Annotated in this window: 19 protein-coding genes; 18 read left to right on the forward strand and 1 reads right to left on the reverse strand. The window is 53.2% G+C overall.

From position 1 onward, the window contains the following. Nucleotides 1-73 precede the first annotated feature (73 nt). Nucleotides 74-1,249 (reverse strand): IS110 family transposase, encoded by a 1,176-nt coding sequence (locus GKG36_RS12235; protein ID WP_005936957.1) that lies wholly within the window; start codon nucleotides 1,247-1,249, stop codon nucleotides 74-76. Between the two features lie 257 nt (nucleotides 1,250-1,506). Between GKG36_RS12235 and GKG36_RS12240 the strand changes: the two genes are divergently transcribed. From GKG36_RS12240 to GKG36_RS12325, 18 genes are all read left to right on the forward strand, one after another. Beyond that, nucleotides 1,507-1,956 (forward strand): hypothetical protein, encoded by a 450-nt coding sequence (locus GKG36_RS12240; RefSeq protein WP_154260973.1) that lies wholly within the window; start codon nucleotides 1,507-1,509, stop codon nucleotides 1,954-1,956. A 7-nt stretch (nucleotides 1,957-1,963) separates the two neighbouring features. Next, the gene (locus GKG36_RS12245; RefSeq protein WP_154260975.1) at nucleotides 1,964-2,401 is read left to right on the forward strand and encodes a DUF3846 domain-containing protein; all 438 of its coding nucleotides are present in this window, start codon (nucleotides 1,964-1,966) and stop codon (nucleotides 2,399-2,401) included. A gap of 24 nt (nucleotides 2,402-2,425) precedes the next feature. Further along, nucleotides 2,426-2,890 carry a PcfB family protein gene (locus GKG36_RS12250; RefSeq protein WP_154260977.1) on the forward strand — a complete coding sequence of 155 codons (465 nt, stop codon included), beginning with the start codon at nucleotides 2,426-2,428 and terminating at the stop codon, nucleotides 2,888-2,890. Further along, nucleotides 2,887-4,653, forward strand: a complete 1,767-nt coding sequence (locus tag GKG36_RS12255) for a VirD4-like conjugal transfer protein, CD1115 family (protein WP_173012971.1) — start codon at nucleotides 2,887-2,889, stop codon at nucleotides 4,651-4,653. The genes GKG36_RS12250 and GKG36_RS12255 overlap by 4 nt, the downstream gene beginning before the upstream one ends. Nucleotides 4,654-4,791: 138 nt before the next feature. Continuing rightward, entirely contained in the window at nucleotides 4,792-5,007 is a 216-nt protein-coding gene (locus GKG36_RS12260; RefSeq protein ID WP_055186938.1) for a Maff2 family mobile element protein, read from the forward strand. A gap of 209 nt (nucleotides 5,008-5,216) precedes the next feature. Beyond that, nucleotides 5,217-6,083 carry a VirB6/TrbL-like conjugal transfer protein, CD1112 family gene (locus GKG36_RS12265; protein WP_154260979.1) on the forward strand — a complete coding sequence of 289 codons (867 nt, stop codon included), beginning with the start codon at nucleotides 5,217-5,219 and terminating at the stop codon, nucleotides 6,081-6,083. 13 nt (nucleotides 6,084-6,096) lie between these two features. Beyond that, on the forward strand, nucleotides 6,097-6,462 hold the full coding sequence (locus GKG36_RS12270; RefSeq protein ID WP_154260981.1) for a PrgI family protein: 366 nt from the start codon (nucleotides 6,097-6,099) through the stop codon (nucleotides 6,460-6,462). Beyond that, the gene (locus GKG36_RS12275) at nucleotides 6,434-8,827 is read left to right on the forward strand and encodes a VirB4-like conjugal transfer ATPase, CD1110 family (RefSeq protein ID WP_154260983.1); all 2,394 of its coding nucleotides are present in this window, start codon (nucleotides 6,434-6,436) and stop codon (nucleotides 8,825-8,827) included. The genes GKG36_RS12270 and GKG36_RS12275 overlap by 29 nt, the downstream gene beginning before the upstream one ends. Beyond that, entirely contained in the window at nucleotides 8,824-10,557 is a 1,734-nt protein-coding gene (locus GKG36_RS12280) for a CD1108 family mobile element protein (protein WP_154260985.1), read from the forward strand. Before GKG36_RS12275 ends, GKG36_RS12280 begins: the two co-directional genes overlap by 4 nt. Nucleotides 10,558-10,571: 14 nt before the next feature. Beyond that, nucleotides 10,572-10,838, forward strand: a complete 267-nt coding sequence (locus GKG36_RS12285) for a DUF4315 family protein (RefSeq protein WP_154252809.1) — start codon at nucleotides 10,572-10,574, stop codon at nucleotides 10,836-10,838. Further along, complete coding sequence (locus tag GKG36_RS12290) at nucleotides 10,822-11,556, forward strand: DUF4366 domain-containing protein (RefSeq protein WP_154252808.1); 735 nt, start codon at nucleotides 10,822-10,824, stop codon at nucleotides 11,554-11,556. Before GKG36_RS12285 ends, GKG36_RS12290 begins: the two co-directional genes overlap by 17 nt. A 60-nt stretch (nucleotides 11,557-11,616) precedes the next feature. Beyond that, a complete protein-coding gene (locus GKG36_RS12295; RefSeq protein WP_173012973.1) occupies nucleotides 11,617-13,701 on the forward strand; it encodes a DNA topoisomerase 3 in 2,085 nt (694 codons plus the stop codon). After that, a complete protein-coding gene (locus GKG36_RS12300; protein ID WP_154260989.1) occupies nucleotides 13,701-14,588 on the forward strand; it encodes an LPD16 domain-containing protein in 888 nt (295 codons plus the stop codon). The genes GKG36_RS12295 and GKG36_RS12300 overlap by 1 nt, the downstream gene beginning before the upstream one ends. 8 nt (nucleotides 14,589-14,596) lie before the next feature. After that, entirely contained in the window at nucleotides 14,597-15,112 is a 516-nt protein-coding gene (locus tag GKG36_RS12305) for a YodL domain-containing protein (RefSeq protein WP_055186017.1), read from the forward strand. Next, nucleotides 15,102-15,305, forward strand: a complete 204-nt coding sequence (locus GKG36_RS12310; protein ID WP_055186016.1) for a transposon-transfer assisting family protein — start codon at nucleotides 15,102-15,104, stop codon at nucleotides 15,303-15,305. The genes GKG36_RS12305 and GKG36_RS12310 overlap by 11 nt, the downstream gene beginning before the upstream one ends. A gap of 151 nt (nucleotides 15,306-15,456) precedes the next feature. Further along, nucleotides 15,457-15,849 (forward strand): hypothetical protein, encoded by a 393-nt coding sequence (locus GKG36_RS12315; protein ID WP_055186015.1) that lies wholly within the window; start codon nucleotides 15,457-15,459, stop codon nucleotides 15,847-15,849. Between the two features lie 850 nt (nucleotides 15,850-16,699). Beyond that, nucleotides 16,700-17,056 carry a TnpV protein gene (locus GKG36_RS12320; RefSeq protein WP_154260991.1) on the forward strand — a complete coding sequence of 119 codons (357 nt, stop codon included), beginning with the start codon at nucleotides 16,700-16,702 and terminating at the stop codon, nucleotides 17,054-17,056. Nucleotides 17,057-17,424: 368 nt separating this feature from the next. After that, the coding region (locus GKG36_RS12325) for a DEAD/DEAH box helicase family protein (protein ID WP_173012974.1) at nucleotides 17,425-21,683 on the forward strand (4,259 nt) is incomplete at its 3' end.

The raw sequence follows: 21,683 nt of genomic DNA on the forward strand, positions 1-21,683 counted from the left end.
AATGCTTCGGTTTGTCAAGGGTTCGCTGCGCCAGCTAAGTTGTTCTTGGATTTGGCTCAGGCTCTGGAGAGAATCAGGCAGCTACAAGATATGCTTTGCCAGATTTCTGCAAGGCATAGATTAGCCGCACAAGTTTCTTCGTGGCATGGGATAAGGCAACATTGTAGTGCTTTCCTTCAGCACGTTTCTTGGCAAGATATTCAGCAAAGACGGGATTCCAGTGGCAGACGTACTTGGTTGCGTTGTAGAGGGCATATCGCAAATAACGAGAACCACGCTTCTCCATGTGAGCGTAACAGTTTGTAAGTTTTCCGGACTGGTATGTAGATGGAGAGCAGCCAGCGTAAGCAAGGATTTTGTCAGGAGATTCAAAGTTGGAAAAATCACCGATTTCAGCAAGAATCATGGCTGCTGACTGGATACCGACACCGGGAATAGAAAGAATCGGTGGATTCAGTTCATCCATGATTTTCTGAATAGAAACTTCAATTTCATCAATCTCGGAGGTGAGTTCCCGAATGAGTTTAATGGTATGCTTCAGTTCCAGAAATTTAGCAGGCATAACGGAACCAATGGAAGTTCTGGCAGCATCTCGAATCTGGATAGCCTTATCTTTGCCATAACGACCCTTGGATGCTGTCGCAAGAAGGTTTGTCAGCTTGGTGAGATGAATTTCTGAAATCTGTTTTGCACCGGGATATTCACTGAGGAGCGCATAAACCGAAGCAATATGGAGAGAGGGAACGAGCTTCTCCAGTTCTGGAAACAGAATCGTGACCAGTCTGGACACTGACTGCTTCAGCTTGGCTCTTTCACGAACCTTATCGAATCGGTATCTTGTTAGTGACTTTAACTCTTCGTTATGGTATGCTGTATCCGTGTAGGACTTGAGGTCTACATCGGACAATAGCATAGTTGCAATCGTTCTTGCATCCACACGATCGGTTTTGGTTTTGCGAAGGCTGAGACTTTTTCGGTACAGGTTGGTGTGCAAAGGATTCATGACATAGACGGCCAGGTCATTGTCAAGAAGAAATCCAAGAATGTTGTAGCTGTAATGTCCGGTAGCCTCAAGTCCTACTTTTATTTTGTCTGACTTTTTGGTACAGTCTCGAATCGTCTGAAGCAGCTGCTTGAAGCCATCCATGTTATTGGGGATGGTAATGCAGTCGGCACGAATCGTTCCGTCCGAGTCGAGAATACAGCAGTCGTGCTTATCCTTGGCAACGTCAATTCCAACACAAACCATTTTGATACCTCCGGCGTATTTATTTCGATGCTGTTCAGGACCACAGACTTCTTTGCTCTTGTAACCTCGTTCTAAATAAACCGTCTGGCGGTATCTAACTGATTAACATTTCAACAAAGAAGCTGTGGTTGGAGCCTCCCAAAAACCGTCTTTGCGGTAGTAACGCCTCACCAATCCACAGCACCCTGAAACTATTGTAGCATTCCGCTGGAGAGCGGTCTATAAATACTACTATTTTATTATACGAGGTAACGCCTATGAACAATACGATTCCTTTTCACTCCGCACCCCATGCTCCGCAGATCACGGTGGATGTGAACATCCTGACCATGCTGAAGCAGGCGGCATCCTGTTTGACCGAGGCAGCAGGCAGGGATGTGTACCTTGCCGCTATCGGCCCGGACATGGAGCTGACCATTATCATGGAGGAGGATGCCCCTTCCGTTCTGCCTTGTTTTGACGAGGACGATGCTCTGATCACCGTGAAGGGCGCGCCGCTGTTTATCAGCTACAATCCGGCGCAGGTCCTCAAGCTGGCAGGCAAGCGGTACCTGACCGGTCCGGTCATCTTCTACCGCACCGATGGGCACAGCACCATCGTATCCCTGACGGTGGAGGATATTTACCGCTTTCAGACCTATCTGGAAAGCCACAGCACCACCCTGATGGCAGATGGGCAGAAGCTGACCTGCATCTGCATCGACTGAGGTGTGAATGGAACAGAATGAAAACACCCTGTCGGTGCTGAAAATTGCGCCGGGACAGCGTCCGCAGCAGGTCGAGATCGATAACGACCTGAAAGCCTTGCAGCAGGCAGTGGGCGGCTCGATTGATGCTGTTTACCCCTTTGCAGACCCGGTGGCTATCATCTGCAATGACGAGGGCAAACTCATGGGTCTGCCGTTGAACCGTGCCCTGCGGGACGAGGACGGGCAGATGTACGACGCCGTTGCCGGAACCTTTCTGGTGGTGGGGCTGGGCGAGGAGGATTTTGCATCCCTGACCCCGGAACTGGCGCAGAAGTACGAGCAGCTATTCCATCAGCCGGAAGCCTTTCTGAAATTGGGCAACCGTCTGCTGGTACTGCCGGTGCCCGATGAACCTTCGGCAGAAAAGCCCCGCACCAAGCCCCCGGCAGAGCGTGACCGCTAAAATCACCCTGCTGCATTGGAGGTGATGGCAGTGCAGGAAGAAATCGAACAGAAATCCTTCAACCTGATGATCTCCACCACGAAATTGTCTGCCCGGACGGTCCTCCGGGCGGTAAAGGCGGCGTATCGGCTGTACCAGTCCAAGGCATCCCAAGGCAAGCAGAGCGTCCGCACCCTGTTGCGGCAGAATCGGGGCGTGTCCAGTGTGGAAATCAGCAAAACGGGCATCCGTGGGCTGGAACGCTATGCCAAAAAGTACGGCATCGACTACGCCATCCGCAAGGACACCTCCGAGGTGCCACCCCGGTATCTGGTCTTTTTCAAAGCCCCGGACGCAGAAGCCTTCAACTCGGCGTTCAAAGAGTATTCGGCATCTCTACTCAACAAGGACAAACGCCCCTCGGTGCTGGCAAAACTGCATGAACTGGTGCAGGCGGCGGCAGAACTCCCCGGCAAAGTCCGGAATAAGGAACAGGAGCGTGGACTGTGACCACGAAAAAACTGACAAAGCTGCTGGCGCTGTATCTGCCCTATATTTTGCTGGGACTGGCGGCAACGAACTTCGGTGAAGCGTGGCGGCTTGCGGAGGGCAAGGAACTGGGCGATAAGATCATGTCCATGATTGGCACCGTTCCGCTGGCGTTTGCAAACCCTCTGCCCAGCCTGCATCCGCTTGATATTCTGGTGGGTTTGTGCTGCGGTGCAGGGTTACGGCTGGCGGTCTATTTGCGTGGAAAAAACGCCAAGAAGTACCGCCACGGCATGGAGTACGGCTCTGCCCGGTGGGGCACCGCCAAGGATATTGAGCCGTTCATGGCTCCCAAGTTTGCCGACAACATTATCCTGACCAAAACGGAACGGCTGATGATGTCCAACCGCCCACCGGACCCCAAAAATGCCCGGAACAAAAATGTGCTGGTGGTGGGCGGCTCCGGCAGCGGCAAGACCCGGTTTTGGCTCAAGCCCAACCTTTTACAATGTCACAGTTCCTATGTAGTCACTGACCCGAAAGGAACTATCGTGCTTGAATGTGGCAACGCGATGTTGAAGAACGGTTACAAGGTCAGGATTCTGAACACCATCAACTTCAAAAAGTCGATGCACTACAACCCGTTCGCCTATGTCCACAGCGAAAAGGACATTCTGAAACTGGTCACGACCCTGATGACCAACACCAAGGGCGAAGGGTCCGGTGGCGATCCATTTTGGGAGAAAAGCGAGCGTCTTTTGCTCACCGCCCTGATCGCTTATCTGCATTATGAAGCCCCGGTGGAGGAGCAGAATTTTGCAACACTGTTAGAAATGCTCAACACCATGCAGGTGCTGGAGGACGACGAGGAATACCAGAACCCGGTGGATCTGCTGTTTGAAGAACTGGCAAAAAAGAAGCCCAACTCCTTTGCCGTGCGGCAGTACAAACTTTACAAGCTGGCCGCAGGAAAGACCGCAAAATCCATCCTCATTTCCTGTGGTGCCCGGCTTGCGCCCTTCGACATCCAAGAGCTGCGGGACCTCACCATGTACGATGAGCTGGCGCTGGACACGCTGGGCGATAAGAAGACGGCGTTGTTCCTCATCATGTCGGACACGGATTCAACCTTTAACTTCCTCATCAGCATGGTCTACACCCAGCTTTTCAATCTGCTGTGCGATAAAGCAGATGATGTGTACGGCGGCAAGCTGCCCGTCCATGTGCGGTGCCTGATCGACGAGTGTGCCAACATCGGGCAGATTCCCAATCTGGAAAAGCTGGTGGCCACCATCCGCAGCCGTGAGATCTCCGCCTGTCTTGTTTTGCAGGCGAAAAGCCAGCTAAAGGCTATCTACAAGGACAATGCGGATACCATCATTGGCAACATGGACAGTCAGATTTTTCTCGGCGGCTCGGAACCCGGTACACTGAAAGACCTGTCCGAAATTCTGGGAAAAGAAACGATTGATTCTTTTAACACTTCGGACACGCGCGGTAATTCGCCATCCTACGGAACATCGTTCCAAAAACTTGGTCACGAATTATTGAGCCGGGACGAGCTGGCGGTGTTGGACGGCGGCAAGTGTATTTTGCAGCTGCGTGGTGTCAGACCGTTTCTTTCTGACAAGTACGACCTGACCCAGCACCCTAACTACAGGCTGACCTCGGATTACGACCCCAAAAACACCTTCGATATTGAAAAATATCTGAACCGAAAAGAAAAAATCAATCCCAATGATGAATTTGTTGTGATTGACGCTGATTCGCTCCCGTCTGCCTGACCCGGTAGGCGGTTTTATTTTATCCAGACCAGAGAGGTACACCGGCAAGCTCACTCTCGCCGTAGTTTGCGGCTTTAATATGTAGCTTCAGGTGTGTACGGACGGTCTACAACTTTCATTTATAAAGGAGAAACGACTATGGAATTCTTTAACTCTGCTATCGAAGTCCTCCAGACCCTCGTTGTTGCCCTCGGTGCCGGTCTCGGCGTGTGGGGTGCTATCAATCTGCTGGAGGGCTATGGTAACGACAACCCCGGCTCCAAGTCTCAGGGCATGAAGCAGCTCATGGCTGGCGGCGGTGTCGCTCTGGTGGGCATCACCCTCATTCCTCTGCTGTCTGGTCTGTTCGGCTAAGAGCCGCAGGCGGGTTTTCCCGCCTGTACATACGCAATCGCTCTATCTTTGCTGTGGATAACAGCCCTTTATCATAAGGAGCACATTGCGGTACGAATCTCCACCCATCAATGAAAGGCGGTGTCTTATGCAGTTTTTGACCCACATTATTTTTCTCCTGAACCTTCTCAAGACCCTCATCAACCACTTCAGCTAAGGACGGTGACTGAATGGAAACCGTTCTCAAAGCCATTGCCGACTGGATCAAAAGCATCCTGACGGCAGGCATTATGTCAAACCTTTCCGGGTTGTTCGATGATGTGAACACGCAGGTGGGAAACATCGCACAGCAGGTGGGCACTAAGCCCTCCAGCTTTGAACCGAGAGTGTTCGCCATGATCGAAGCCCTCTCCCGGAATGTGGTGCTGCCCATTGCAGGCGTGATTTTGACCTTCATTGCTTGCTATGAATTGATTCAAATGATTACTGAACACAACAATATGGCACAGTTTGAACCGGCACTCATCATGCGCTGGATTTTTAAGACCGCTGTTTCGGTGTGGCTCATCAGCAATACTTTTGATATTGTGATGGCAGTCTTTGACCTTACGCAGAAAGTTGTGTCCGATTCCAGCGGCATCATTGCCGGAAACACCCGTGTCAACGACATTGGCTTGTCGATGTTGGAAGCCAGCCTGATGCAGATAGATGTAGGACCTCTGTTCGGGCTGTTCCTGCAAAGTTTCTTCATCGGCATCACCATGCGGATCTTGAGCATCATCATTTTTGTCATCGTCTACGGGCGTATGATCGAAATTTACTGCATGGTGAGCCTTGCGCCCATCCCCATGGCGACCTTCGGCAACCACGAGCAGAGCCACATGGGGCAGAACTACCTGAAATGCCTGTTCGCACTGGGCTTTCAGGGCTTTCTCATCCTCATCTGCGTGGCAATTTATGCCGTGCTGATCCAGAGCGTGGCAATTTCCGGGGACGCCATCAACTCCATTTGGAGCATTGTAGGCTACACTGTTCTGCTCTGTTTCAGCCTGTTCAAGACCAGTTCCGTGACAAAATCCGTTCTCGGAGCGCATTAAAGGAGGTGCTTTATTGGCTGCGTATATTTCCGTTCCCCGTGACCTGACGAAAGTAAAATCGAAGGTCGCATTCAACCTGACGAAACGGCAACTGCTTTGTTTCGGCACAGCGGCTCTCATTGGAGTGCCGCTGTTTTTTGTTCTCCGGGACTCCGGCGGCAACACTGCCGCCACCCTCGGCATGATGGCGGTGATGCTGCCAGCGTTCTTCCTTGGAATGTACGAAAAGAACGGTCAGCCCATGGAAAAGCTGCTGTCGTACTATGTGCAGTCCCGGTTTGTCCGCCCGAAGATTCGCCCCTACAAGACCAACAACTACTATGCGATTTTGATGAAGGGAGGCATGACCTATGATTCCGTTTTGGAAAAAGACCGGTAAGCACAGCAAGCCGCAGTCTACGCAGAAGCGTAGGCAGAAAGCAAAGCCTGCTGTGCCCCGGACCGCCCAGCAGTCCATCCCCATGCAGCGGATGTTTGAGGACGGCACCTGCCGTGTCCGTCCCGGCTACTACACCCGCACCATCCAGTATCAGGACATCAATTACCAGCTCGCCCAGCAGGAGGACAAGACCGCCATTTTCGAGGAATGGTGTTCCTTCCTCAACTTTTTCGACAGCTCCATCAAATTTGAACTGTCCTTTGTGAACATGGCAACCGACAGCACCGAGTTTGAGAAAAGCATCCGCATTCCGTTCCAGAAGGACGGCTTTGACGATGTTCGTGCCGAGTATTCCCAGATGCTGCGCCAGCAGCTTGCCAAGGGCAATAATGGTCTGACCAAGACCAAATTCATCACCTTTGGGGTGGAGGGCGAAAGCATGGCACAGGTCAAGCCCCGGCTCGACCACATCCAGAACGATCTGCTGAACAACTTCCACCGGCTGGGTGTGCAGGCAAAACCCCTGAATGGTGCCCAGCGGCTGAAACTCATGCACGATATGTTCAACATGGACGGCGTATCCAAGTTTCACTTTGACTGGAAAGACCTTGTGAAAAGCGGGCTGTCCGTGAAGGATGCCATTGCGCCCACCGCCTTTGCTTTCAAGAACAGCCGTACCTTCCAGATGGGCGGCATCTATTGCGCCGCCAGCTTTCTGAGCATCACGGCCTCCGACATCAGCGACCAGCTTTTGAAGGATTTTCTGGATATGGATTCGTCCCAGATCGTCACCATGCACATTCAGAGTGTCGATCAGAACCGTGCCATCAAGACCGTCAAGCGCACCATCACGGAACTGGATCGCAGCAAGATCGAGGAACAGAAGAAGGCAATCCGTGCCGGATATGATATTGACATCATTCCGTCGGATTTGGCGACCTACGGCAGAGATGCCAAGGCTCTTTTGAAGGAATTGCAGAGCCAGAACGAGCGGATGTTCCTTGTCACCTTTCTGGTGCTGAACACGGGCAGGACTGAGCAGGAACTGGAAAACAATGTTTTTCAGGCCAGCTCCATTGCCCAGAAACACAACTGCAACCTGTGCCGACTGGATTTCCAGCAGGAGCAGGGGCTGATGAGCAGCCTGCCGCTGGCAGACTGTCAGATCGAAATTCAGCGAGGGCTGACCACCAGCAGCACCGCCATCTTCATCCCGTTCACCACGCAGGAACTGTATCAGTCCGGTAAGGAAAGCCTGTATTACGGCCTGAACGCCCTGTCCAACAACCTTATCATGGTGGACCGGAAAAAGCTGAAAAATCCCAATGGGCTTATCCTCGGCACTCCCGGCTCTGGCAAAAGTTTCTCGGCAAAGCGAGAGATCACCAACGCTTTTCTGGTGACGGATGATGATATTATCATCTGCGACCCGGAAGCAGAATACGCTCCGCTGGTGGAGCGTCTGCATGGGCAGGTTATTCACATCGGTCCCGCCAGCACCCAGTATATCAACCCCATGGACATCAACAGCAATTACAGCGAGGAGGACAATCCGCTGGCATTGAAAGCTGACTTTATTCTTTCTCTGTGTGAGCTGGTGGTGGGCGGAAAAGAGGGCTTGCAGCCGGTAGAAAAGACGGTCATTGACCGCTGTGTTCATGTGGTCTACCGCAAGTATTTCGAGAATCCGACCCCGGAAAATATGCCGCTGCTGGAAGATCTGTACAACGCCCTGCTGACGCAGGACGAACCGGAAGCGCGCCATGTGGCGGCAGCATTGGAGATCTACGTCAAAGGTTCTTTGAACATCTTCAATCACCACACCAACGTGGACATCCACAACCGCATCGTCTGCTTCGACATCAAGCAGCTGGGCAAGCAGCTCAAAAAGCTGGGTATGCTCATCGTGCAGGATGCCGTGTGGGGGCGCGTGACCGCCAACCGCAGTGCCGGAAAATCCACCCGGTACTATGCAGACGAATTCCACCTTTTGCTGAAAGAAGAGCAGACTGCGGCGTATTCCGTGGAGATCTGGAAGCGTTTCCGCAAGTGGGGCGGCATCCCGACAGCCCTAACGCAGAACGTCAAAGATCTGCTGGCAAGTCCCGAAGTATCGAATATTTTTGAGAACTCGGACTTTGTGTATATGCTCAATCAGGCGAACGGTGATAGGCAGATCCTCGCAAAGCAGCTCAACATCTCTCCCCATCAGCTTTCTTATGTGACCCACTCCGGCGAAGGCGAGGGACTGCTGTTTTTCGGCAACGTGATCCTGCCCTTTGTTGACCACTTCCCGAAAGACCTTGAACTCTACCGCATCCTCACGACCAAACTCAACGAGATCTCGGAGGGCACACAGAAATGAGCAATCCGAAGCTGAACATCAAGGAGGAAACCTCAACCAAAAAGACCCGTTCTCCCCCGAAGAAAACGAGGGTGGAGCAGTCGGTGCCCAAAAAGAAAAAGCTGAAAACCGATGCAGATAAAGCTGCGGAAAAGGCACAGCATCTGCGGTTTGGCAAGGCGGAACTGACCCCGGACGAGTTGAGCCGTTTGAGCAAGGCACAGAAGCGGGAAATGTACGCCGCCCATGCCGCCCGGTCTGCGGTGCACCGGGAGGTTGACCAGTACGAGGATGACAATGTGGGCACGCAGGCTTTGAGCGAGGGCGAAAAGGCGGCTGGAAGTGTCCGGGATATTTCCAAGAGCCGTTACGCCAAAAAGCTGAAAAAGAAAGCCAAGATGCAGGGCAAGAAAGGCACCAAAACCGCAAAATCTTCTGCACAGGAGCCAACTGCGGCACAAGATACAGGCGCATCCGGCACCGGCAAGGGTGGCTCCAACTGGCTTTCACGCTGGAAACAGCGGCAAGAAATCCACAAAAGCTACTATGCCGCCGCCCGGTCCGGCACAGCGGCGCAGACCGCAGGCGGTAAGGCTGCATCCAATGGCGCATCTGCTGCCCGATCCGGCGTGGAACAGGCGGTGGAGAAAGGCAAAACTGCCGTCAGCACCGCTGTAAAGGGGCTGATGAATGCCGCCAAGAGCAACGCACACGTTCTGGTGATCGTGGGCGTTTTTCTTTTGCTCATCCTCATGGTGATGTCGGGCTTTTCCTCCTGCGGAATCCTCTTTTCCGGCGGTACGCAGGTGTCCGGGCAGACCATGTACTCTGCCGAGGACCGGGACATCCGGGGCGCAGAACAGGACTACAAGAAGCTGGAAAAGGAGCTGGATAAAAAGATCAAGCGCACTCCCACCGACCACCCCGGCTACAACGAGTACCAGTACCATCTTGACCCCATCGAGCATGACCCATGGCAGCTCACTTCGTTCCTGACCACCTTGTATGATGACTACACCCGCAGCGAGGTACAGGGAAAACTGAAGGAGACCTTCAAAAAGCAGTACAAACTGACCACATGGGTGGAGGTACAGATACGGTACAAGACCGTTTGGGTCATCAGCCCGGCAGGAATCCCGGTTCCCACGCAGGTGCCCTATGAGTACCGCATCTTCCACACCAAGCTGGTCAATCGTGGCTTGGAGGTGGTCATCCGGGAAGAATTGGATGCTGACCAATGGAAACGGTACGAGATCTTTCAGGATACGCTGGGCGGCAGACCTTATCTTTTTAATGGAGGCTTGCCGCCCGGTGGCTCGGATGGCTCCGGCACACCGGGCATCGACTATCAGATTCCGGCAGAAGCCCTGACGGATGAGGAGTTCGCCGCCATCTACAAGGAAGCTCAAAAGTATGTTGGTACGCCCTATGTGTGGGGTGGTTCTACCCCGGAAACAGGGTTTGATTGCAGCGGTTATGTCTGCTGGGTCTACAACCAGAACGGCTACGATGTGGGGCGCACCACCGCCAACGGCTTGTGGAACAAAAGCCAGCATATTTCCGAAGCCGAAGCAAAGCCCGGAGATTTGGTCTTTTTCAAAGGCACCTACGACACCCCCGGCATGAGCCATACCGGGATCTATCTGGGCAATGGCATGATGGTCAGTGCCGGAGACCCTATCAAGTACGCAAACATTCACTCGTCCTACTGGGAGAAGCATCTCGCCGGATTCGGACGGCTTTCAAAATGATTGGAGGAGTTACTATGAGCGAAAAATCGGATAAGCTGCGGGCAATGCTGGAAAAAGAGAAGGAGCGCCGCATCAAGCTGAACAACCGCATCGAGATTTTGGAGCGGCGCATTCAGGAGGAGGATTCCGCCGAGGTCAACGAGATGGTGCGGACTGCAAAGGTCACGCCGGAACAGCTCGCCGCCCTGCTGCGGCAGTCGGCTGCCACCACCCCGAACCCGGCTGCGCTGTCTGCTGTGGGTGCAACTTTTGAGAAGGAGGTCGATGCAGATGAAGATTAAGAAACTGGGTGCGCTGCTGGTATCGGCGGCACTGTGCGCTGGCATGGCGGCTCCTGCCTTTGCCTTCGAGGGCGAAGCCGCCCCCGTGGAGCAGCCTATCCTGCCGGAGGTGGTGGAAAATGTAGTCACCGTCACGGACGAAACCTCTGGTGCCCTGACCCCGGAGGGCAATCTGACATTGGTGGACGATTACCACACCAATTATTCGGACGGCTCCGGGCAGCAGTTCATTACGCTGGTCAGCAAATCCGGCAACACGTTCTATCTGGTCATCGACCGCAACGCCAAGGGGCAGCAGACCGTCCACTTTATGAATCTGGTGGACGAAGCCGACCTGCTGACACTGATGGAGGAGGAAGAAGCGGACGCTTATACCGCCGAAAAAGAAGCGGCGGCGCAGGCGGAACAGGATCGGATGAAAGCCGAGGAGGAAGCCAAGAAAGCTGCGGAAGAAGCGGCGGCATCCGGCACGGAACAGCCCAAGGAAAACAAGGTCACAAAAATCGCATCCGGCTTTCTGGGCGTGGTGGTGCTGATTGCGCTGGCGGCAGGCGGCATTTTCTATGCTTTCACAAAGCAGAAGCAGAAAAAGCAGGCCGAAAAAGAAGCCCTTGACCCCGATGCAAACTACACCGAGGACAAGGGCGATTTTGAGATTCCGACCGATGTGCCGGACGAGGACGAAACCCCGGACGAGCAGGACACCGAACCCATCTGATTTTAAGGCGGCGTTTGCCGCCGTACATATTGCAATCAGAAACAGATTGGAGGGATTTTTATCGCAAAATTAGTCGTGGCGGAAAAGCCATCCGTCGCTATGTCCTATGCAAAAGTCCTCGGTGCCACCAACCGTCAGGATGGCTACCTTGAGGGAAACGGCTATCTGGTAAGCTGGTGCGTGGGACACTTGGTGGAGCTGGCACCGCCCAATGTTTATGATGCCAAGTACGTTAAGTGGAGCATCGCAGACTTGCCCATCCTGCCGCAAAAGTGGCAGTATCTGGTGTCTGCGTCCACCAAAAAGCAGTTTGGCATTTTGCAAAAGCTCATGCACCGCCCGGATGTGGAGAGCATTGTGAACAGTTGCGACGCAGGGCGCGAGGGAGAACTGATCTTCCGCTTGGTGTACCAGCAGGCTGGGTGCAAAAAGCCCTTTTCCCGTCTGTGGCTGTCCAGCATGGAGGAATCTGCCATCCGGGAAGGCTTTGCCCACCTCAAACCGTCAACTGAATACGATGCGCTGTACAACGCAGCACTCTGCCGGGAACGCGCCGACTGGATGGTCGGCATCAATGCGTCCCGGCTTTTTTCGTGCCTGTACGGTCAACCGCTGGCGGTAGGGCGTGTTATGACCCCGGTGCTTGCCATGACGGTAGTGCGGGAAGCTGCTATTGCCGCCTTTGTGCCGGAGAAATTCTACACGGTAGATCTGGAACTGACCAGCGGCTGCACGGCATCCAGCCGCCGCATTCCTGAAAAAGCCGTTGCTGAAAAGCTGATGGAAGCCTGCCGAAAGGAGATGGTGGCAACGATCCAGCGCATCACTCGCAAGGAAAAGTCCGAAAATCCGCCGCCGCTGTACGACCTAACCACCCTTCAACGAGATGCCAACCGCTTGCTGGGGTACAGCGCACAGCAGACGCTGGACTATGTGCAGAGCCTGTATGAGAAGAAACTTACCACTTATCCCCGAACTGATAGCTGCTATATCACCGACGATGACGAGGAAATGCTGGAAGAACTGACCGAGGCACTGGAGGTTTTTCTCGACATTACCCCGGAAGATGTGGATGAAGCTGTGCCCCGGACACGGCGCACCGTCAACCGGGAAAAAGTCACCGACCACCACGCTATCCTGCCCACTCGCAGTATGCTGCAAGCCGATCTGGACGCATTGCCCAAGGGGGAGCAGAATGTCCTGAAGCTCATCATCGCCCGGACGCTGATGGCGGTGAGCAAGCCCTTCCGGTATCTGGAAACCCTGCTGACCACCGAATGTGCCGGGGAGGAATTTACCGCCAAGGGAAAGGAGATTTTGGAAGAAGGCTGGAAAGCGGTGGAGCGCAAGGTGCTGGCAGACATCCTGAACCGGAAGCAAGAACTCACCGCCCTGCCCAATGCAGCGGAAAACGAGTGCGGCATCCTCAACGCCGAACTGAAAGAGGGGCAAACGTCCCCGCCGAAGCATTTCACCGAGGACCTTCTACTTCATGCGATGGAAACCGCCAGTGCAGACAGTATGCCGGAGGGTGTGGAACGTCAGGGCATCGGCACCCCGGCCACCCGCGCCGCAACTATTGAAAAGCTGGTGCAGAAGGGCTTTCTGGAACGGAAGGGCAGCAAAAAGACCAAGGTGCTGCTGCCCACCGACAAGGGCAAAGCCCTCATCACCGTGATGCCCGAAGAAATCCAATCGCCGGAAATGACCGCCGATTGGGAAACAAAACTGCTGCGAATCGAACGTGGCGAAATGGAGCCGAGCGAATTTATGACCGAGATCAATACGATGATTACCGAACTGGTAAAGAACACGGAAATGAAAAAAGGAGTGAATGCGCTTATGAAAAACAAGATTATTGGTATCTGCCCGAACTGCGGTGCAAATGTTGTGGAGCGTGAAAAGGGCTGGTTCTGCGAGAACCGGGAGTGCCGTTTCGTGCTGTGGAAGGACAATGCTTTTCTGAAACGGCTCGGCAAACGCATGGACGCTCATGTGGCGGACAAGCTGCTGCGGGATGGTCGGGTCCGCCTGAAGGACTGCAAGAGCGCCAAGGGCAAGACCTACAACGCCACCGTGCTGCTGTCCTGTGAAGCGGATGGCCGCAGCAAGTTCAGTCTGGAATTTGAGAATGGGGGCTGCTGATGGAGCAGAAAAAAGAAGCCGTCTACCTGATTAACGATGAACGCTATCTCCACCTCCGGGAAAACGGTGCAGGGGTCGGCTTTGCGACCTACAACAAGGTGACCGGTGAGCCGCTGGAAAGCGGGCAAATTTCGGAAAAGAACCTGCCGCCCGATGGACGAAACACTATCCCTGCCGCCCGGAACTGGTATCTGTTTGAACTTTCGGACGATGACCGCAAGGCCATCCAACAGGAAAGCGTAAAGATCCTCGAAAACATCCCGCAGGCGGGCATTGGCAGGCGGCGTATCTGGGAGCCTGAAACGCTGCCGAAGGATATTCGGCTCATCAACAGCCACTATGATGACCTCTATCGCATTCCAGATGGCGGCGTGATTCAGGTGGATTACCCGGATGGGCGCAGTTTTACGGCACGGGTGGAGCATCTGGATGATTATCACTTTGACATGGGCGGTCTAGGCAATGTGTTCCACATCTGCCAGTTTGCCGAAGTCATGGAACGAAACCATGCAGACTTCTACCCTGAAATTCAGACACAGGACGAGCAGGCCGCATGGGAACTGGGGGGCAAAGGTTATCTTGCCATCCAGTCCTGTGAGGATGGATGGGACTACACCATTTACCACAGCGATTTTTCCGTGATGGACGGCGGGCAGTTGGATGCCCCGGAACTGACCATTCAGGAAGCCCGTGAGCAGATTCTGGAAGCGCACCACATGGAAAAGGGGCGGCGGCTGTTGCAGGACTACGATGCCGTCATGAATAAAGTTGCGGAAGCCGAGGAACTGAGTGCAGACCATCGCCCTTCCACACTGGAAAAGCTGGCAGAACTGGCAAGTGATACGTCTGCGCCAAAATCGTCTGCACGGTCTGCGCCAGAACTGTGAGGTGGACAATGCAGCAAAAATGGAACCAGAGTTTTGACGGCGAACCCATGACGGACATCCCGCAGAAATTTCTGAACGCAGGATGCGATGTTTATATGGTGATGCAGCTGCGGCATGACGAAAAAATCCTTGATGAAAGATTTGCTTCTATGCGGGAGTTGAATCGTCGAGGCAAAACGCCCGACCCGGAGCATTACGAGGTCACCTACTATGCTGATCTGCCCGCCATGTGGCAGGATGTGCCGAACAACGAGGTTTTGGAAGAACTGTTTCAGGTGTTCAACCTCTCCCGTCCGCAGGATTTTGAGGGACACAGCCTGTCGGTCGGCGATGTGATTGCACTTAAACGCAATGGCGAGGTGTCTGTGCATTATGTGGACAGCATCGGCTTCAAAGATTTACAGGGGTTTCTGGACAAGCAGCCGGAACGCCCTTCGGTGCTGATGAATCTCAAGGAAAAGTGCGATGCCCCGGAGTGCAATCCCACCGTCTGCCGGAAAGCGAGGGCTGACCATGAACTTTAACCATGAAGAACTGATGCTGATGATGCTCTACAACACTGGCACCCGACTGGGGCTGGTGCAGGAGTTGCGACTGATGCAGTGCTACCTGATGCCCGACGAAACCGCCCTGCGAGAACTGTCTGAAAATGTGATTGATAAATTGAAGCTCCTGACCGATGAGCAGTTTGCAGAGATCGAATTTCCTATGGACTGATTTTTGCCGCCTACGGGCGGCGTACATATCCTCTCTTGCTCCGAAAATTTTTCATAACCCGCAAGAATGTGGTCTTGATAGTACACTTCAATTCATGCTATACTAAAATCAGTTTTATTGTACGGACAAAAATAGAAAGCGAGGCTTGCCAATGGACACCACAAAACGCTCTCCCCTTGACCGCCTGCTCTTTGCCACTTTTCTGAAAGGCCGCACTTCTTCTCGTGATATATGGGAAGAAAAGGGTGATATGACCCCCGAAGATAACCAGAAGATCATCGAGGAGACCAACGAGATCATCACTGATGATTCCACCTATCCTTATCTCAGTTATCTGACCAACCTGCTTGCGAAATCCAAACCCTCCGGTGATGCTGTCAAAAAACTACATGAACACATTGACACTATCGCAAAAGGATTGTATGAGGACAGCACCGACGTGTTCCGTGCGCTCCTTGCAAAACTGATCGAGCAACCGGAAGAAACGCAGACCTTTGAACGTCTGCTGGAGATGGCAGAAAAGTTTGCCGCACGATACGAATAAAACGCCATAGATTCCATAAGCGAGTGACCTGAAAAGGCCGCTCGCTTTTTTGTTTACAACGAGATTGAAGGGAGGAACGCTATGCCAAGCAAAACCGAAGAATACCTTGCCCTTGCCCAGCGCACGGCAAACGGTCTGACCCGGTATTGGGAACACTGGACGGATTATTTGACTACGGCATCCCGGTTGTATAAGTACAGCTTTGCCGACCAGCTGATGATCTACGCCCAGCGTCCTGATGCGACTGCCTGTGCGAGTTTTGACATCTGGAACAACCGTATGAACCGCTATGTGCGCAGAGGGTCTAAGGGTATCGCCCTGCTCGACCAGTCCAGCAGTGTACCCCGGTTGCACTATGTCTTTGATGTGAGCGATACCGGGGTGCGGCGCAATTCCCGTGACCCGGAGGTGTGGCAACTTAACGATGACCTGTTCCAGCCGGTATCGGAAATGCTGGCGCGGGAATACGGTATTCACCACGAACGGCTCAGTCAGCAGATTGCGGACATTGCCGGAAAGCTGGCAGAATCCTACTGGGATAACAACAGCTCCGACATTCTCGGCATCGTTGACGGTTCGTTCCTGATGGATTATGATGAAGCCGGACAGGAACTCCAGTTCAAGAGTGCCGCCGCAATCAGCATCATGTACACCATCTTGGAACGGTGCGGTTTTGAACCGGAGGGTTATTTTGACCGGGATGATTTTCAGGCAATTTATGATTTCTCGACCCCGGATGCAGTCTATGCACTGGGTGCGGCAGTCAGCGATTGCAGCCGGGATGTGCTACGGAATATCGAGCGCACTGTCAAAACGACCATCCGCCGCCGCAATGTAGAAAGGAGCCAGCATGAATATGATGAACAGGAACGTGACCTACTCGACCGTCGGGGATTACCAGCTCCCGAACCTGACCTTGAACCAGCCGCAGAAGCCGCTGGGCCGGTACGGACGGATGCGCCGGATGTACCTGATGGAGAATCGCCCGGTGCTGTACAACTCGATGCTGCTGACCGGGAAGCTGCATCCGCACCTGCTGGAAGTGGAGCAGGCAGCGGAGAACCAGAAGCAGCAGATGATGAACGAACTGCTGAAGCAGAACCCAGCCCCGGACAAAGCGAAGAACCAACTGATGTGGGTGCAACACATGAACAGCCTGAAAGCACAGGTGGAAGAAGTGATCCTGATGGAACTGATTTACAACTGAGTTTTTTCAATCTCAGCATCCCTACCGAAGCCCAGCAAATTGAAGCAATCGACCGAGCGGAGAACGAGAAATCGTCCTCCGCTTTTTCCTTGTCACAGGCAGAGATCGAACATGAACTGCGCAAACACGGCTCCGGCTTTCAGGATGGCAAGCAGCGAATTATTGAGCTGTACCAGACCCAGCCTGACAAAAAGCTCCGTGCCAAGGCACTGGCAAAGGAGTACGGCATCGGCGGTCATTCCCACGATTATCTGGATGGCAGTAGCGGATTTGTGAATTACGATGGAAAAGGCTTGGAATTTGTCCACTACCCGGATTATCAGAAAATCCCGTTGAGCTGGATACAGGTGGAAAAGTATATCGACCTGATGATTCAGTCTGATCGTTATCTGACGGATGCGGAAAAAGAGCAGCGTACTGTCAGACAGGAGGCTGAGCGTCAGCTCCCGATGCTGGACGGCACGGTTGCCGCAGAGTACACTGCCCTGAAAGAGCAGTATCCTAATACTCTTGTGGGCTTTGAACTGAACGGCAACTATCTGTTCTATGACAAAGATGCCGTTGCTGTGGAGCAGATTCTGCATACCAATCTTCTGTCACAGGAAAATACGCTCGGCAAGGTCAAGGTAACTGGCTTTCCGAGTGAGCAGTGGGTAGCAAAATCCAAAAAGCTGTGGGCAGAGGGCAATAACGTCTATCTGGCTGGCTTGAACGAAGATGGCTCCCACCACCAGACAAAATATCTCCGGGAATCGGATTATTTACCGATTGGCAGCATCGTCAAGCTGGATGACCGGGATTTTCGGGTGGAACACGTTAATTTTATGTTCAAATCCGTCAGCTTGCAGGACATGGAGCTGACGAAAAACAGACTGCCCATTTTCCGCAACGAGCATCTGCCGCACATCCGGGAACTGTACGAAGAACAGCAGGACGCAGCCATTGAGCTGGTTCCCGAAAAAGAGGTCAGCTATAAGGTCGGGGACGAAGTTGTAGTAGACCTTCCCACCAGAACAATTGAAGGAACCATCGGCTATGTTGGTGAAACCGATGTGCGCATCGACACCAGTGCGCACGGTCATTCTTGGGATAACGAGGTCATCAACCGGCAGCAGTTTGAGGAGGGACTGCGGCAGAAGGAGCCGGATGAGCCTGAACTGACCGATGAGGAACTGGATGAACTGCCGATCTCTGCGGTGATTGATGGCGAAGTTCAGACTTTCCCGAATGCCGCAGCCTTGGATGAAGCCCTCCACGCAGAACCTGTGCCTGAACCCGCTGGGAATTTTCACATTACTGATGAGCATCTGGGCGAGGGCGGTGCAAAGCAGAAGTACGCCCGGAACATCGAGGCCATCAAAACGCTGTTCCGTCTGGAAGAAGAACACCGTGGTGCTTCTGCCGAGGAGCAGGAAGTGTTGGCGCAGTATGTCGGCTGGGGCGGTCTGGCAGATGCCTTTGACCCCAACAAAGACAACTGGGCAAAGGAGTACACCGAACTGAAAGGAATGCTTTCGGAGGACGAGTACGCCGCCGCCCGTGGGTCGGTGCTGAATGCACACTATACCAGCCCCACCGTTATCCGTGCCATCTATGATGCAGTAGAAAAAATGGGATTCCGTAGCGGCAATATTCTGGAACCCAGCATGGGTGTCGGCAACTTTTTCGGGATGCTGCCGGACACCATGCAGGACAGCCGCCTGTATGGTGTGGAACTGGACAGCATCACCGGACGCATTGCGCAAAAGCTGTACCCGCAAGCTGACATCACGGTAGCAGGTTTTGAAACCACCGACCGCCGGGATTTCTATGACCTTGCAGTGGGCAACGTCCCGTTTGGCAATTATAAAGTTGCAGACAAGGCATATAACAAATTGGGCTTCAGCATCCACAACTATTTCTTTGCGAAAGCCATCGACCAAGTGCGTCCGGGCGGCATCGTGGCGTTTGTGACTTCTCGCTATACCATGGACAGCAAGGACAGCACCGCCCGCAAGCACATGGCAGAGCGTGCCGACCTGCTGGGGGCCATCCGTCTGCCCAACAATGCGTTCAAGGCGAATGCCGGAACCGAAGTGGTTTCGGACATTATCTTTTTGCAGAAGCGTGACCGCCCCATCGACCATGAGCCAGACTGGGTGCAGCTTGGCAAAACGGAAGATGGCTTTGCCATCAACCAGTATTTTGTAGACCACCCGGAGATGGTGCTGGGGCAGCTCACGATGGAAAGCACCCAATATGGTCACGACCTGACCGTTGCACCCATCGAGGGCACCAGCCTTGCAGACCAGCTTGCCGAGGCGGTACAGCACATCGAGGGTAATTACACTGCGGTGGAGATTGCTGCCCCGGACGTCGCAGATGCGGAAGCACAGCGCAAAACGCTGCCCGCAGACCCGACTGTGAAGAATTTTAGCTATACGGTCGTTGATGGCGAGATCTACTACCGAGAGAACTCTATCATGACGCAGATCGAACTGTCCGACAACGCCAAAGGCCGTGTAGCTGGTATGGTGGAGTTGCGGCAGATCGTCAACGAACTGATTGACCAGCAGTTGAACGACTTCCCGGACGAGGACATTAAGGCATCGCAAGCAAAATTGAACGCCGCCTACGATGCCTTTACGGCAAAATACGGGCTGATCAACGACAAGAAAAATGCCCGCCTGTTCGATGATGACAGTTCCTACTATCTGCTCTGCTCACTGGAGAATCTGGACGAGAATAAAAATCTCAAGTCCAAGGCAGATATGTTCACCAAGCGGACGATTCGGCCAGAGCGTGTTGTCACCAGCGTGGATACCCCCAGCGAAGCGTTGGCGGTGTCCATCGGGGAGCATGGCAAGGTTGATCTGCCTTATATGGCAGAACTGCTGGGCACACCCGGTAACTGTGAGCGCATCACCACCGAATTGTCCGGCGTGATTTTCAAAGACCCAGCTGCGGATGCTGACGACCCGGAAGCGGGCTGGCAAACAGCGGACGAATACCTTTCGGGTAATGTACGCGATAAGCTGCGGATGGCACAGCTTGCTGCGGAAAGTCACCCGGAATTCAAGGTCAATGTGGACGCACTGACCAAGGCGCAGCCCAAAGATTTGGAAGCATCTGAAATTGATGTACGTTTGGGTGCCACTTGGCTTGCCCCCTCCATCGTGCAGCAGTTTATGATGGAAACTTTTCAGCCGCCCTATCGTATCCGCTACAACAATGCCATCACCGTTCGCTACTCCCCTTACACTTCCGAATGGCGAATCAGCAATAAATCTGCTACTGGCTTCGGGGACATTATGGCCACCGAAACCTACGGTACACGCCGAGCCAACGCTTACAAGATTTTGGAGGATACCTTGAATTTGCGTGATAGCCGCGTTTATGATACCATCGAGGAGGATGGGAAAGAAAAGCGTGTGCTGAATCAAAACGAAACCACCCTCGCCCAGCAGAAACAGCAGGCCATCAAGGATGCTTTCGCTGGCTGGGTCTGGAAAGACCCTCAGCGGCGTGCCTTATTGGTGAAGAAGTACAACGAGCTTTTTAACAGCACCCGCCCCCGTGAATACGATGGTTCCCACATTCATTTTGTGGGCATGAACCCGGAGATCAATTTGCGAGAGCATCAGCGCAATGCGGTTGCCCATGTGCTGTATGGGTACAACACCCTTTTGGCGCACGAAGTCGGTGCCGGCAAGAGTTTTGAGATGGCGGCTTCCGCTATGGAACTGAAACGTCTGGGCTTGTGCCAGAAAAGTCTTTTTGTCGTGCCAAACCATTTGACGGAACAATGGGCCAGCGAGTTTTTACGTCTGTACCCCCATGCGAAGCTGCTGGTTACCAGCAAGAAAGATTTTGAACCCGGTAATCGAAAAAAATTCTGTGCGAGAATTGCGACCGGTGATTATGATGCAGTTATCATCGGACACAGCCAGTTTGAAAAGATACCCTTGTCCGCAGAACGACAGGAGCGTCTGATTCAGGAACAGATGGATGAAATCGAGGAGGCCATCGAAGAAGCGAAAGCACAGGTTGGCGAGCATTTCACAGTAAAGCAGCTGGAAAAGTTGCGCAAGTCTCTGAAACAGAAACTGAAAAAGCTGCAAGGCGCAGACCGTAAAGATGATGTGGTTACGTTTGAACAATTGGGCGTAGACAGGTTGTTTGTGGATGAAAGCCAAAACTATAAGAACTTGTTCTTATATACGAAGATGCGGAATGTGGCCGGACTGAGCACATCTGAAGCGCAAAAATCCTCCGATATGTTTGGAAAATGCCGCTACCTCGATGAGATCACCGGAGGGCGCGGTGTTATTTTTGCGACAGGCACCCCTATCAGCAACAGCATGACCGAGATGTATACCCTGATGCGCTACCTCCAGTACAACACCTTGCAGCAGAAAGGGTTGACCCATTTTGATGCGTGGGCATCCACCTTCGGTGAGACGACCACGGCCATTGAACTTGCGCCCGAAGGCACCGGCTACCGGGCAAGAACAAGATTCGCTAAGTTCTTCAATCTTCCTGAACTGATGGCGATGTTCAAAGAAGCGGCTGATATCAAGACCAGCGATCAGCTTCATCTCCCGGTGCCTGATGCAAAATTTGAGACGGTGGTGGTCAAACCTTCGGA

The organism is Faecalibacterium sp. BIOML-A1 (assembly GCF_009679715.1).
Classification (GTDB): Bacteria; Bacillota; Clostridia; order Oscillospirales; family Ruminococcaceae; genus Faecalibacterium; species Faecalibacterium taiwanense.

What these genes read in the sequence shown, in the direction of transcription:
- GKG36_RS12265 (WP_154260979.1), top strand. Translation starts at nt 5,217, where the DNA reads ATGGAAACCGTTCTCAAAGCCATTGCCGACTGGATCAAAAGCATCCTG.
- GKG36_RS12280 (WP_154260985.1), top strand. Translation starts at nt 8,824, where the DNA reads ATGAGCAATCCGAAGCTGAACATCAAGGAGGAAACCTCAACCAAAAAG.
- GKG36_RS12305 (WP_055186017.1), top strand. Translation starts at nt 14,597, where the DNA reads ATGCAGCAAAAATGGAACCAGAGTTTTGACGGCGAACCCATGACGGAC.
- GKG36_RS12320 (WP_154260991.1), top strand. Translation starts at nt 16,700, where the DNA reads ATGAATATGATGAACAGGAACGTGACCTACTCGACCGTCGGGGATTAC.
- GKG36_RS12285 (WP_154252809.1), top strand. Translation starts at nt 10,572, where the DNA reads ATGAGCGAAAAATCGGATAAGCTGCGGGCAATGCTGGAAAAAGAGAAG.
- GKG36_RS12275 (WP_154260983.1), top strand. Translation starts at nt 6,434, where the DNA reads ATGATTCCGTTTTGGAAAAAGACCGGTAAGCACAGCAAGCCGCAGTCT.
- GKG36_RS12240 (WP_154260973.1), top strand. Translation starts at nt 1,507, where the DNA reads ATGAACAATACGATTCCTTTTCACTCCGCACCCCATGCTCCGCAGATC.
- GKG36_RS12300 (WP_154260989.1), top strand. Translation starts at nt 13,701, where the DNA reads ATGGAGCAGAAAAAAGAAGCCGTCTACCTGATTAACGATGAACGCTAT.
- GKG36_RS12310 (WP_055186016.1), top strand. Translation starts at nt 15,102, where the DNA reads ATGAACTTTAACCATGAAGAACTGATGCTGATGATGCTCTACAACACT.
- GKG36_RS12290 (WP_154252808.1), top strand. Translation starts at nt 10,822, where the DNA reads ATGCAGATGAAGATTAAGAAACTGGGTGCGCTGCTGGTATCGGCGGCA.
- GKG36_RS12250 (WP_154260977.1), top strand. Translation starts at nt 2,426, where the DNA reads ATGGCAGTGCAGGAAGAAATCGAACAGAAATCCTTCAACCTGATGATC.
- GKG36_RS12315 (WP_055186015.1), top strand. Translation starts at nt 15,457, where the DNA reads ATGGACACCACAAAACGCTCTCCCCTTGACCGCCTGCTCTTTGCCACT.
- GKG36_RS12235 (WP_005936957.1), bottom strand. Translation starts at nt 1,249, where the DNA reads ATGGTTTGTGTTGGAATTGACGTTGCCAAGGATAAGCACGACTGCTGT.
- GKG36_RS12260 (WP_055186938.1), top strand. Translation starts at nt 4,792, where the DNA reads ATGGAATTCTTTAACTCTGCTATCGAAGTCCTCCAGACCCTCGTTGTT.
- GKG36_RS12245 (WP_154260975.1), top strand. Translation starts at nt 1,964, where the DNA reads ATGGAACAGAATGAAAACACCCTGTCGGTGCTGAAAATTGCGCCGGGA.